This window comes from Ralstonia mannitolilytica (genome assembly GCF_905397375.1).
GTDB lineage: Bacteria > Pseudomonadota > Gammaproteobacteria > Burkholderiales > Burkholderiaceae > Ralstonia > Ralstonia mannitolilytica.
In genome coordinates this window covers 87,450-100,389 of the sequence record NZ_CAJPVG010000011.1, presented here as the reverse complement: position 1 = coordinate 100,389, position 12,940 = coordinate 87,450, and the positions used below count along the sequence as shown (strand labels likewise).

10 protein-coding genes are annotated in these 12,940 nt (G+C 67.1%); 2 read left to right on the top strand and 8 right to left on the bottom strand.

Going from position 1 to position 12,940, the window contains the following annotated elements; translation table 11 throughout:
• Nucleotides 1-15: 15 nt before the first annotated feature.
• The 5 genes from KHN96_RS18605 to KHN96_RS18585 all read right to left on the bottom strand — a co-directional run bounded on the left by KHN96_RS18605 (nt 16) and on the right by KHN96_RS18585 (nt 8,037).
• A complete protein-coding gene (locus KHN96_RS18605) occupies nt 16-1,095 on the bottom strand; it encodes a porin (protein ID WP_062737718.1) in 1,080 nt (359 codons plus the stop codon).
• Between the two features lie 398 nt (nt 1,096-1,493).
• Nucleotides 1,494-2,078 (bottom strand): response regulator, encoded by a 585-nt coding sequence (locus tag KHN96_RS18600; protein WP_062737717.1) that lies wholly within the window; start codon nt 2,076-2,078, stop codon nt 1,494-1,496.
• A gap of 181 nt (nt 2,079-2,259) precedes the next feature.
• Nucleotides 2,260-4,248 carry a methyl-accepting chemotaxis protein gene (locus tag KHN96_RS18595; protein ID WP_045785153.1) on the bottom strand — a complete coding sequence of 663 codons (1,989 nt, stop codon included), beginning with the start codon at nt 4,246-4,248 and terminating at the stop codon, nt 2,260-2,262.
• Nucleotides 4,249-4,379: 131 nt separating this feature from the next.
• Nucleotides 4,380-7,064 carry a bifunctional glycoside hydrolase/polysaccharide deacetylase family protein gene (locus tag KHN96_RS18590; protein ID WP_373994658.1) on the bottom strand — a complete coding sequence of 895 codons (2,685 nt, stop codon included), beginning with the start codon at nt 7,062-7,064 and terminating at the stop codon, nt 4,380-4,382.
• 184 nt (nt 7,065-7,248) lie between these two features.
• Nucleotides 7,249-8,037, bottom strand: a complete 789-nt coding sequence (locus KHN96_RS18585) for an SDR family NAD(P)-dependent oxidoreductase (protein ID WP_045787687.1) — start codon at nt 8,035-8,037, stop codon at nt 7,249-7,251.
• Between the two features lie 297 nt (nt 8,038-8,334).
• Here KHN96_RS18585 and KHN96_RS18580 point away from each other — a divergent pair, with 297 nt between their 5' ends.
• Entirely contained in the window at nt 8,335-8,823 is a 489-nt protein-coding gene (locus tag KHN96_RS18580; protein WP_045785155.1) for a MarR family winged helix-turn-helix transcriptional regulator, read from the top strand.
• 123 nt (nt 8,824-8,946) lie between these two features.
• Here the strand turns inward: KHN96_RS18580 and KHN96_RS18575 are convergent, their stop codons facing one another.
• Nucleotides 8,947-9,645 carry a response regulator gene (locus tag KHN96_RS18575; protein WP_045785156.1) on the bottom strand — a complete coding sequence of 233 codons (699 nt, stop codon included), beginning with the start codon at nt 9,643-9,645 and terminating at the stop codon, nt 8,947-8,949.
• A gap of 236 nt (nt 9,646-9,881) precedes the next feature.
• The gene (locus tag KHN96_RS18570; RefSeq protein WP_045785157.1) at nt 9,882-10,490 is read right to left on the bottom strand and encodes a TetR/AcrR family transcriptional regulator; all 609 of its coding nucleotides are present in this window, start codon (nt 10,488-10,490) and stop codon (nt 9,882-9,884) included.
• 103 nt (nt 10,491-10,593) lie between these two features.
• On the opposite strand from KHN96_RS18570, the gene KHN96_RS18565 reads away from it, so the two are divergent.
• Entirely contained in the window at nt 10,594-12,057 is a 1,464-nt protein-coding gene (locus KHN96_RS18565) for an MFS transporter (RefSeq protein WP_082062835.1), read from the top strand.
• A gap of 5 nt (nt 12,058-12,062) precedes the next feature.
• Here KHN96_RS18565 and KHN96_RS18560 read toward each other — a convergent pair whose 3' ends face one another.
• Complete coding sequence (locus KHN96_RS18560; protein ID WP_045785159.1) at nt 12,063-12,662, bottom strand: undecaprenyl-diphosphatase; 600 nt, start codon at nt 12,660-12,662, stop codon at nt 12,063-12,065.
• Between the last annotated feature and the right edge of the window lie 278 nt (nt 12,663-12,940).

Below are 12,940 nucleotides of genomic sequence, written 5' to 3'. Positions count from 1 at the left end.
GCCGATCAAGCGCACTCAGAACTTGTGGCGTATACCAACCATGGCGCCCATCTGGTTGTTGCTGCTGCCGTCCGTGCTGGTGAAGACGTCGCCCAGGCCGGCCACGCCCAGCGGCAAGGCTGCATTGCTGCTGTTCTTGGCGTAGGCGAGATTCAGGTAAGCGTCGGTGCGCTTGGACAGCGCATAGTCGCCGCTCAGGACAAACAGCCACGGGTTGCCTGCACCGGTGGTCTTGAAGTTCTGGTAGTAGGCCGTACCCGTCAGCGTCAGGGCCGGAGTGGCCTGATAGCCGGCGCCCAGCCAGTACAGGTTCGAACGCAGCACCGATTCGGACGCCAGCGGGTGCGTCGTGTTGAGCCAGCGATAACCCGCAAACAGCTTGGCCGGGCCGTACACGTAGGTACCGCCGATCGTCGCGCGTTGCACCTTGAGGTCGGAGACGATGCCGTAGGCGGCCGGCACGTCCGTGTTCCCGCGCATCTGGTCATACACGGCGCCCACGGAGAACGGGCCGATCGCGTAATTCAGCCCCAGGCTCCACTCGCGGCCCAGCTTGCTGGCGCCGGCGATCTCCTGGCCGTCGTTGCGCGTCGAGTACAGCGCCGACGCGGTCACGCCAGCGAACGTACCGACGTATTTCACCGCGTTGTCTGCGCGGCCCGCCATGGCGACATCCTGCGAAGCCAGCGAATAGCGCGAAACGGCCATCGGGTCGTACTGCAGGCCGAAGTCATACAGCAGGGTCTGCTGGCGCCCCAGGGTCAGTCGGCCCCACTGGCCTTCCAGCCCGACGTAGGCGTTACGACCGAACAGGCGATCGCCCTGGCCCATCCTGCCGTCGTCCAGGTTGAAACCGCTTTCCAGGTTGAAGATGCCCTTCAGGCCGCCGCCCAGGTCTTCAGCGCCGCGCAGGCCCCAGCGCGAACCGGACAAGCCGCCCGACTGCACGGCACCGCGAGAACCGCCATTACCCGGCGCCTTGTTCACCCACTCAACGCCGGCATCAACCACACCGTACATCGTCACGCTCGATTGAGCGAACGCGCCGGCGGAAACCAGAGCGGCAGCAGCGGCCGCAAACAGCTTGATCTTCATATCGTTTTCCTTGAAAAACACTATCGCGGGGAATTGCGATGGGTGGCAATTATGTATGCCGAAGGAATGGGGGCGATACTGAAAGCGATCACGCTGTGGTAAATACGAAACCGAAATTAATACGCAAATTTTTTTCTTTGAAATCAATACCTTACATTGTCTGAAGCCAAACCGTAAGGCACGCTTGTACGCGTGAAATCCAATGCCTTACGATCTGTAATCCAGAATATGCGCAATGTAATCAAAAAAACGATGAAAAATAAAGTCTAATGGGCCGGCAATTCTCGATTATGATTCCGGCCGAAGCTTGAATGACAGTTTCACAGCTTCATATCGACCTTAAGAGGCCGCCGACCCGCGGCCTCTTTTTTTTTGCCTGCGCTGAGCGTTGGGAGCACTCACTCAGGCAGTCCGATCTTGCGGGAAATCCGGTGCTTGAAGGTGGACACCGTCTTCGGGGAGATGCCCAGGCGCCTGGCGATTTCCGTGTTCCGATACCCCTCGGCTAGGAGCTGGTTCACGCGCATTTCGCGTTTGGTGAGCGTATCGAGGCCCGAGCCTTCGGACGCGCCGATGGCCGAACGGGGGAACGACAGGTACCCGCGCGCGGCCAGCTGCAGCGCTGCGGTCAGCACGGAGGTCGCTTCGGATTTCGGCACATAGGCGTTGGCCCCGGCGAGGAACGCGAGCCGCGCCTCGTGGCCCGTCGTGTCAGCGGACGTGACGACCAGGCCGATGTCGTGCCGCTGGGCGCGCACGCGCCGCACGAGCTCAAGCCCGTCGAGGCTCGGCAGGTTGATGTCGACGATGGCGAGCTTGGGGCGCGCCGACCGGATCAGCTGCAGACCCTCGGCGCCATCCGCCGCAGTGGCTACGAGACGCAGGTGCGGCGAGCCGGCCAGCAGTGCGTGAATGGATTCCAGGACGATGGGGTGATCGTCGATGGCAACGACGGAATGGAAAGAGGAATCTGCGGTGGACATGAACGGTGGCGCGCTTGCGGGTTCGTCTTTCCGCCACGTTCTGTTGCAAAAAACAGCGGCGGATATCGTGCTGCGAGCGCCCCTGCCGCGCTGCAGTTCCGCCACGTACAGGTTTGCATCGATCGGGCGCCTGATTCTCGCTAATTGCAACGCAACGTGACAGACGCCGCCACCCTATGCTTCAGGCAAGGCGGAACACGTCCACCGCGCCGCGCAGCTCCTGCGCCTGCTGGCGCAGGCTTTCCGCGGCGGCGGCGGCCTCCTCCACCAGCGCTGCGTTCTGCTGCGTCACCTCGTCCATCGACGTCACGGCGCGGTTGACCTCTTCAATGCCCTGAGACTGCTCGCGCGAGGCATGGCTGATCTCGCCCATCAGGCCGGTAATGCGCTCGACGCGCGTGACGATGTCCTGCATCGCTTCGCCGGCGCCGCGGGCAGCCTCGTTACCCGATTGCACTTCCTCGACCGAGCGGTTGATGAGCGCCTTGATCTCCTTGGCGGCGGCCGCGCTGCGCTGCGCGAGGCTGCGCACTTCGCCAGCCACCACCGCGAAGCCGCGGCCCTGCTCGCCTGCGCGGGCCGCTTCGACCGCGGCGTTGAGCGCCAGGATGTTGGTCTGGAAGGCAATGCCGTCGATGATGCCGGTGATGTCGGCAATCTTCTGCGCTGTGGCGTGAATGCCCGACATGGTGCCGACCAGCCGCTCCACCGTCTGCCCGCCCATGCGCGCCGCTTCGCTGGCGGCTTGCACCATGTCGTGGGCATGCTGGGCGCTGTCGGCGTTCTGGCGTACGGTGGCGGCCAGTTCTTCGATGCTGGAGGCCGTGCGCTCGAGGTTGCCGGCCTGGGCTTCGGTGCGGGCGGAGAGATCCGCATTGCCAGCGGCGATCTGGCCGGTGCTCGAGGCGATGGTGGAGGCGCTCGCGCGCACCTTGTCGACGATGCCCGTCAGGCCATCGCCCACGCCGTTGATGGCGCGCATCAATTGGCCGATTTCGTCGCGGCGCGCGGTGGGCAGGCGGTGTGTGAGGTCGCCGGCGGCCACGCGCTGGGCCACGTTCACCACTTCGGCCAGCGGCGCGCTTACCGCGCGGCGCAACATCCAGTAGAGGCCGCCAGCGAGGAGCGCGCCCAGCGCCAGCCCGAGCAGCAGGAACCGGTTGCGCGCCGAGATGAGGTCGGCTTCAAGCTCGTCCACATACGCCGTGCCGGCGATCACCAGCTTCCAGTCCGGATACTGCGTGAAGACGGTGAAGCGCTCGCGCGCGGGCCCGCCTTCGGTATCGGGCAGCGTATGGCGCAGCGTGCCTTCCTTGCGCTCGATCATCTCGCGCACCCAGGCCAGGCCGGCGGCGTCCTTCACGTCGATCAGGTTCTTGCCTTCGCGGGCCTGGTTGCGGTCGATGAGCACCTTGCCCTGGTCGGCGCCGGGCTTGCCGTCGATGACGAAGTAGCCGCCCGTCTTGCCGATCCCGTGCGCGCGGATCTTGTCCTTGAGCAGCGCCAGTTCCGAGCGCACGTCCACACCCACGTACAGCGCGCCGATGACCTTGCCCGAGGCGTCGCGCACCGGCTCGTACTTGCTCATGTAAGGCACGCCAAACAGCCACGCCAGGCCGCGGAACGGCTCGCCGGCCATCAGCGCCTTGTAGCTCGGGTGTGCCCGGTCGAGCAGTGTACCGATGGCGCGCTCCCCGTTTTCCTTTTTCAGCGAGGTGGTCACGCGGACGAAATCGTCGCCCGTGCGCGCAAAGACGGTGGCGATCGTGCCCCCCGTGCGTGCGAAGAACTTGTCCGGCACCGAGAAGTTCAGGTTCAGCACCGTGTCGCCGCTCCTGAACGTGGGCGTGGGCTTGCCGGCGATCTCCACGGTCTGGGCAGGATCGACGCTGTACGGGCCGGGCGCGGCATCGGCGAACGCCGTCAGGAAGCGGTCGGCTTCCGTGCGCATGGTGCCGTCGAACAGGCCGATCATGTCGCGCATGGCGGCTTCCTGGTCGTGCATGGCCGACTGCGCATTGGCCTCCAGCGTACGCAGGCTCGATTGCGAAATCGCAAACGCGAACAAGCCGAAGACCAGCACCAGCGCGGCCAGGCCGATGAGGGCCAGCCGGGTGCCGAGGCTCGCGGCGGGTTGTGAAGACGCAGACAGGGGCGCAGACGCTCGCATGTTGTTTTTCCTCGGGATCGTCAGTCGGGTTAACAACGGATCAACGAGGAAAAGCTTGAGCGCAAACGTTTTCTTTGCGCTTTGTTGAGCTTTGCTACCCGAGGGCGGTCATCGGCGACGGCTGCGCACCGTCAACCGCCGCAGTGCAGCTCCACGTGCTGGGGTTTCGGCGCGGCGGCATGGCCCGGGCCGAGATCGATCCGCCAGTCGGGGCCGGGCGCGCTGCCGGCGTCCCGCCCGTCCACGCTCGCGCGGCAGCCCCCGGCGTTGGCAAAGCGGATGAACGGGCGCGTATAACCGGCCACGTCGACCGCCACCGAGCGGCCATCGGCCGCGCGTTGCCAGTTGGACAGGCGGCCGTTGGCCTCGCGCACGTAGGGCAGCGCCTCCGGTGCGCCGCTGATCGTGAACCGCGCCGAACCGCTGGCCAGGTGGATATACGTGCCGCCCGGGCCAGGCCGATAGCCTGCCACGTCGCGTGCGTCGGACAGACGCGGCGTGCCGGTACCGGTCCAGCGCACGGTACGCAGGTCGCCCACTCCGCGCACGACCCAGGCGTCGCCGTCCCGCGCGATGGAAAACGCGCGGAAATCCAGCACCTTGCGGATGTAGTCCGACGCGTAGACCGGCATGACCGGCTGCCCGAGCGCCCAGTCGTACACCTGGCGCAATGCATTCAGCGAGGCGAGCTTGGTGCCTGAATACATGTGGTAGTAAATGCCGATCGGCTTGAATCGGTAGGGCGTGTCGGTCAGCTCGTACGTCTCGATGGCGCGCGCAAAGCCGTAGTACGGGCCGTGCCAGAGGTTGGTGTAGACGTTCTCGTTCTGCTGCGGCGCGAACACCTGGAACAGGCCGTTGCCCTTGTCCACACCCAGTGGCGCCACCGCCGTCCAGCTCGGGTTGGAGCGCGTGATGTAGGTGTCGCCGCCGTTCATGTTCAGCACGCCGGCCTCGTTGGCCTTTTGCACGGCGATGGGCGGCACCTGCCCGTTTCCGCTCCAGAGCAGCACCTTGACGCGTTTGTCCGCCGGCGCCAGACGGCGGTTGATGTAGCTGATGGAGCCGGCAATCTCGCGGTCCAGGTCGAACCGGTAGTTTGGGATGTTGAGCGTGAAGACATCCGCGCCCGAGGCCGTGGCGGTGGCGCCCGGCTCGAGCGGATTCGCCACGCGCAGCCAGTTGAACGGATGCGAGAACGTGTGGCTGGCCAGCTCGACATACGGCTGCGCAAAGAGGCTGCGTGCGATGGGCTCGAGCTGCGGCGTGAGCTTCGGATAGATGCCGTCGGCCGCCACCTCCCCTTCGATGACCGACACGGTGGTCGGCACCTTGTAGCGCGCCAGGATCTCGCGCAGCAGCGCCTGGCCCGAAAACTCGCCCGGCGGAAACTCGGTGCGCGAGGCAAACCCGTCGCCGTCGATATGCACGGTCATCAGGCGGCGGCCGTTCTCGGTGGTGGTGTCGGGCACGGGCATGGCGGGCAGCGCGAGCGCACGCCGCAGGAAATCGAGCGGCTGGATCACCCATCGCGCCTGATCCACGTCGGGCATGCGGAAGACGCCGAACGGCTGCAGCACATAACCGCCCCATGGCGTGATGGCCGCCCCATCGTAGACATAGCTGCCGGCCGACAGGCGCAGCAGCGATTGCATGCCCGGCACCTCCGGGTCGACCTGCACGCCCACGGCCAGGCGCCGGTCGGGGTGCGGCTGCAGCTCGAAACCGACCATCGGGTCGCGGGACACCACCGAGATCGCTTCGGCCGGCGCACCGGGCACCGTCTTCAGGCCGAGCGTCTGGGCCATGGCGGCATCCAGCGTCATGCCGAAGCGGTTGAACATCGCCACCCGGATGCCGGCGCCGATGGTCCGCTTGAGCCAGGCGGCCCAGGCGCCGGGGCGCGGGGCATTGGTATCGAACCACGTGACGACGCCCGCGTAGCGGTCCGGCGTCAGGGTCGGCAGGGGCTTGTTGGCGTCCGCCACTTCGACGCGGTAGCCGAGATAGTTCAGCGGCATGGCCAGATACAGCACCGAAGGCTGCGTGTTGGCGCTCGTGTCCGGCGCTTGCGGCTCGACCAGTAGCACGCGACGCGGCATCACTTCGAGCCGGCCGATGCCGACCGCGTCTGCTCCCGGCGTGGTGGCATAGCTCGACACGCCGGCCGCGCGGGCAACGTTGGCGGTCTCGCGCAGGCAGGTGCGCGAATAGCTCGGGCAGTAGTCGAGCGCGAGCGCAGGCAGGTGGTACTGCTCGGCGATGCTGCGCAGCGTTGCAATGCGGGCGGCGCGCGCATCGGGCGCCACATCGCGCAGCGCGTCGCTGCCATCGGCACGCTCACGCACCAGGCCTGGCGTCACCACGCCCGCCAGTTGTGGCGCAATCTGATCCAGCCACGCAGTGCCCCCGGCCAGCAGCCTCGCGTGCGGTGCACGCCGGTGCAGCGCTTGCGCGAGCGCCGCCACGGCTTGCCCGGCGTCGGGTGCGGAGCGTTGGAGGCGGTCGAGCCCATCCAGCAGGAAGCCGTGGTAGCCCTGCGCGAGCAGCGGCGCAAAGACGGTGTCGACAACGCTGTCCGGGGCGCCGGCGGCGCGCATTGCGTCGGCCAGCGGCAGGAGGTCGACCCGCGCAAGCCATTGCGTGGGCGACGGCTGCTTGGGGTTGAAGTCACCCGCGCTGGCCGGGTCCAACACCACCCAGTCGAACGCCTGCAATTCCGGCACGGGCACATCGCGGCCGTAGTACACCGCGATATGCGGGGCGGGTTCGGAAGCTGAAGCCACCGGCTGCGCGCATGCGCTCGCCCCCAACATGCCCAACGCGGCTGTTGCGAGCCACGCCACGCAATGCCGTTGCCAACCCTCCCAACCCTGCCAATCACCCTTCACCGCGTGTCTGCGCTCCATCCGGACCCTCAAAAGCTGCTCGAAGATGCATTGTGGCGGTCGCGCGGCCGATTGCAACATTTGCGGCCCGGCATGCAGCCCGACGCGGTGCCTAGAACGCCGACTTGACCACGCCGCCATCGACGCGCAGCGCAGCGCCCGTGGTCGCCGAGGACAACGGGCTTGCCACATAGGCCACGAGGTTGGCGACTTCCTGCGTCGTCGCAAAGCGCTTGATGAGCGAGGTCGGCCGCGCGGTCTCGAAGAACGTCTTCTCGAACGCCTCGAAGCTCTGCCCGCCCGAGAGCTTCCCGACGAATTCGTCCACGCCTTCGGAACGCGTGGGCCCCGGCAGCACGGCATTCACCGTGACGTTGGTGCCGGCGCACAGCTCGGCCAGTCCGCGTGAGAGGCCCAGCAGCGCGGTCTTGGTCACGCCGTAATGGACCATCTCGGCCGGAATCTGCACGCCGCTTTCGCTGCTGATGAAGACGATGCGGCCCCAATCCTGCGCACGCATGGCGGGCAGGTATGCGCGCGACAGCCGCACGCCGCTCATCACGTTGACGTTGAAGAAGCGCAGCCATTCGGCGTCGTCGATCTCTTCGAACGGCTTCGGATCGAAGATGCCGAGGTTGTTGACGAGGATGTCGACCTTCGGAAAGCGCCCCACCAGCGCGTCGGCCTGCAGCGGGTTGGACAGATCGCCGGCAAACGCCTCGACCTGCGCGCCGGGCACCTCGGCCTGCAGGCGTGCAATGGCATCGGCGACGGAGGCCTCGGTGCGCCCGTTGACGATCACGCGGGCGCCCTCTGACGCGAGTGCTACAGCGATGGCATGACCGATGCCCTTGGTGGACCCGGATACGAGAGCGAGCTTGTTCTGAAGGTGGAGGTTCATGGCGTTGAAAACAGGAAGATGGACGAGGACAGGCACGCCGCGCCACTTCGGACAACCCACGCGCAGCCGCGACGTTTCAAGCATGATACGAACCACCCCACCCCCGGGCAGCCGCAATCGTTTTGCAGCGGTATCCAACCAGATTTGATGATGAGCGTTGGTGTCGATCCCGGCTTGACGGCCTGGGCAAGCGACGATTAGTGTGCAACGAAGCACGCCCGCGCGAACGCGCAGACAGGCAGGGCACGGACGGCAAGCCTTACAAGCCGGATCACCGGCAGAACGGGGAGCACCACCATGAACATCGACGTACAGACACCTGAGGCTGCCGCAGGTGGCGCCACCGGTGGCGCCTACCAGCTTGACAGCATGGACCGGGAAAACAACGTGGGCCGACTCGTGCATCGGGTCCGGCATGCGCTGGTCACGCATATCGACAGTGCCCTCGCATCGCTGGACCTGACGGCGGCGCAGTGGACCGTGGTCGTCTACCTGGCCGAAGACCTGGCCAGCACCCCGGCCGAGCTGTCACGGCTGCTGCACTACGATCCAGGCGCGATGACCCGGCTCATCGACCGGCTCGAGAAGAAAAACATCGTCAAGCGCGCCCCGAGCGACGCCGATCGGCGTTCGGTCGTGGTCTCGCTCACCGAGCAGGGCCGCGCGCTGTACCCCGAAATCCAGCCCTTGATCATCGACGTGCTCAATCACCTGCTGCGGGGCTTCTCGCAGGCCGAGGTGAAGCAGCTGGAGAACCTGCTGCTGCGGGTGCTCCACAACGCTTGAGCGGGACGCCGCGGGGCCGGTCGGCCGATCGGCACGCCCGCGTGCACCGCGCGGCGCGCGACAGCGATGCCGGCGCCGGTCAGCGCCTGCGCCAGGCTGCGCAGGCCCGCACGGGCGGTGCGCTCACTGGCCTTGGACCTCGTGCTTGATCTTGAAGAGCTCGGTGTCGTTCTGGATGCCCAGCTTGCGGTAGGCCGACTGCTTCTGCGAGCTGATCGTCTTGATGCTGCGCGCGAACTTCTCGGCAATGTCCGTCACCGACATGCCGGCAAGGCAACAGCGCAGCACTTCGCTCTCGCGCGGACTCAGCTCAGGACGGTCGACCAGCGGCGACAGCTTGTCGCCTGTCTTGACGGACGCCGCGGGCGCGTCGGCCAGCGCGTCGCCTTCCATCTCGGCGGCCAGCGCGGCGTTCAGCCGCTTGCCGCCCGTCGCCACGGTGCGGATGGCCGCCACCAGTTCCGACAGTTCCTCTTCCTTGCCGACAAACCCGCGCGCGCCCGCATGCATCGCCATGCCGACGGTCGCCTTGTTGTGATGCGCCGAGGCGACGAGGATCTTCACATCCGGATACCGCACGCGGATCAGGCGGATCAGGTTCAGGCCGTCGATCTCGGTCGGCCCGAGCGCGTAGTCCATCAGCAGGACGTCGGCCTCGGCGGCGCCGCGCTTGAGCGCCTGCACCAGATCGCGGCCCGATTCGAACACGCCGGTGATCTCGATGTCCGCTTCCTGCGTCAGACGCGCAACCGTGCCGTGACGGACGACGGCATGGTCGTCTAGCACGACCACGCGGATCGGTCGGATCGCGGTCCAGTTCATGTTGGCGGGTCCTCTTCGGCTGATGTTGGGACAGCTGCGGCGGCCGGCAGAAGGTGCCGGAACATGGCGCCGCAGGTAACGTTTAAGCACAAATCGGAGGCCACCGCCGGGCAAAATCGCCGGGGTGCGGGGGCCGTGCCGTCGGAAAGTCACATATTAATGGCTTTGGGACCGGTACCGAATCGGCCTGAACTGATTCCAAGCGTGACGACAGCAAGCGAGGCGCGCCCGTCCGCCTACGCGACCGCCGCGTCGATGCTCGCCCGGGTGCTGCGCCGCGCCCGCTCGAACACGGCCATGTCGCCCATCAGAAACGCCACGTTGGCATTCGAGCGGAACGATTCGATCTCGAAGATGAGCTGGTCGACGTCGAGATCGGCCCGCAGTTCGCCAGCGGCCTGGCCGGCAGCGATGGTGTCGCGAAAACGCGCGCGCACCGCCTCGCGGTGACGGCGTACGCGATCCTGGATCGGGCCCGGGCGCGCCCGGTATTCGTAGCTGGCGGCGCAGACGAAGCAGCCGCCGGGCGATTGGCCGCTGGCCACGTAGTCGAACCAGCCGTCGGTGAGCGCGCGCAGCCGGGCGAGCGGGCTTTCCAGCGCCATGGCCGGCTCCACCACGGTGGCGAGGTAAGGGCCCACCCCGGCATCGAGCGTGGCGAGCTGCAGGGCTTCCTTGTCGCCAAAGAGCACCTGGATGTTGCCCTTGCCGACGCCTGCGTCGGCGGCCACACGACCGATGGTCAGGCCCTCGAGGCCGTCCGTGGAGGCGATGGCGGTGGCGTGTTCCAGCACTTGCGCGCGCGCGCGTTCGCCACGCGCGCGGCGGCCGTCGGTTTCGTTCATGGCAATAACCTGTCGATGCGTGGGGTCAAGCGATTGGCACTTGACGGAAGCCGTCCGCAACTTAGTATACGTACGACCGTATATTAATAACCGAGATCCCCGCATGTCAATGGACTCCCTTTCGGCCGGCACCCTCGCCGGCGCCCGGCCAAAGCGGCAGTGGCCCGCCCTGGCCGCCCTGCTGACCGGCAACTTCGTCACCATTCTCGACCTGTTCATCGTCAACGTGGCCATTCCGGACATCCGCGACGGGCTGCATGCCAGCTTTGCCGAGATCCAGCTCGTGATGGTCGGCTACAGCGCCGCGTATGCGGTGTTCCTGCTCAACGGCGCGCGCCTGGGCGACCTGTTCGGGCGCAAGCGCATGTTCATGGCGGGCATGGCGCTGTTCACGGTTGCCTCGGCACTGTGCGGGCTGGCGACGGGCCCGTGGATGCTGATCGCCATGCGCGTCGGCCAGGGCCTGGGGGCGGCCATCCTGATGCCGCAGGTCATGGCGTCGCTGCGCGTGCTGTTCGACGGCGATGCGCGGCGGCGCGCGTTCGGCACCATGGGCGCCGTGCAGGGCGTGGCTGCGTCGGTCTCGCAGATCATCGGCGGCTGGCTGATCGCGCATCCGCTGGGCGATGTGGCCGGCTGGCGCGCGGTGTTCCTCGTCAACGTGCCGATCGGCATCGCGGCGTTGCTGGCGGCGCGCGCCTTCGTTGCCGAATCGCGCGCCCCGGTGGCGGCGCGGCTCGATGTGCATGGCGCGCTGGTTGGCGCGCTGGGGCTGGCGATGCTGCTGGTGCCGATCATGCAGGGCCGCGAGTCCGGCTGGCCGAGGTGGTCGTGGGCCGTGCCGTTGGCGTCGCTGCTGGTGTTCCGGCACTTTGTGCGCGTGGAAGAGGCGCTGACGGCCTCGGGCCGCGTGCCTATCATCGAGATGGCGCTCTTCCGCAACCGCAGCTTCGTGCTCGGCGTGCTGGCGATCTTCCTGTTCTACACGGCGATCAGCTCCTACTTCCTGGCCCTGACGATCCTGCTGCAGTTCGGGCGCGGCCTGACGGCGCTGGCTGCCGGGCTGGTCTTCACGCCGGCGGCCATCGCATTCTTTGCCGGCTCGCTGACTGCGCCCCGCCTGGCCGAACGCATCGGGCAGCGCGCGCTCTTGCTCGGGATGGCGCTCTTTGCCGTGGGCATCGTGGTGCTCGCCACTATGGCGCAGACCGGTTCGGCCAACGCGTGGCTGCTCGTGCCCCTCGTCGTCAGCGGCTTTGGACAGGGCATGGTGATTCCGTTGTCGCTCAACACGATCCTGAGCACCGTGGAAACCGCGCAAGCCGGCATGGGCGCGGGCACGGTCACGACCATGCAAGCCGTCGGCAACGCGGTGGGCGTGACGGTGGTGGGCGTGCTGCTGTTCTCGCTGCTGGGCGCCGATGGCAGCGAGACCGCCGACGCAGCCGCCCACGCGGCTCATGTTGCGCGCTACGGCCACGCCTTTGCCTTGGCGATGCTCTACAACGTCGCGGCGACGGTGCTGGCGCTCGTCTTCTTCTGGCGCGCGTGGCGGCGGCACGGCTAGCGGCCCTACTTGCGCACCCACCCGCGCCGTACGCACGGAGCGAGCACCACGCCGTGCACCGCCAGCCCCAGGCGGTGCAGCGGCTCCGAGAGCGTGTGTGCGACGCGGCCGCTGCACAGCCACGCGCTGAAGGCGGAAACGGCCCCAGCGCCCAGCATGTCGAACGGATAGTGCACACCCAGGTAGATGCGCGCCCACGCCATCGGCAGACCCAGCAACGCCAGGAGCACGCCCACACGGCGCAGGCGTGCATTCCACATCAGGCTGAAGGCCACCGTCCACAGCGCCGTCAGGTGGTCGCTCGGGAAGGACGAATCCGCCACGTGGGGCAGCAGGTTGGTGCCCAGCCCAATGGCAAAAGGCCGGGGGTGATACCACAGCAGGCCGAAGCCCGCGTTGATCAGCAACGCCACCGCGGCAGCTATGCCGGTCTGGAATGCCTGCCGGCGCGTAGCGGGCTGACCCCACAGCCAGCCCGCCACGAGGGCAAGCGGCGCCAGCCAGATCGCGTATTCGGCAAAGGCCATGGCCAGCCAGACGGTGGTAGGAGACGGATCGGCCGCAGCGTTGATCCAGAGAAACAGCGTGTGATTGAGCGATTCCATACAACACGGCCCGCGCACGGGCGTGATTCGACAGCGTGGTTGGGCGAACACGGTACGGGACGTACCCTTCAAATGCCTTCCAACCGGCCCGTTCATTGGCGGGACGCACCAACGCCGGGCCGGCCATTCGGCCACGGCATGGCGGCTGCTCGCCCACTCTGGTGTTGCTGCCTGGGCTTTCCGCCCCCCCGGCGCGTGCCTATGATGGAGGCACACAGGCAGCAGCCCGCCGCCCAACCCGCCGGAACAGACCGCGGGCGCCGGCCGAGCGGACACAC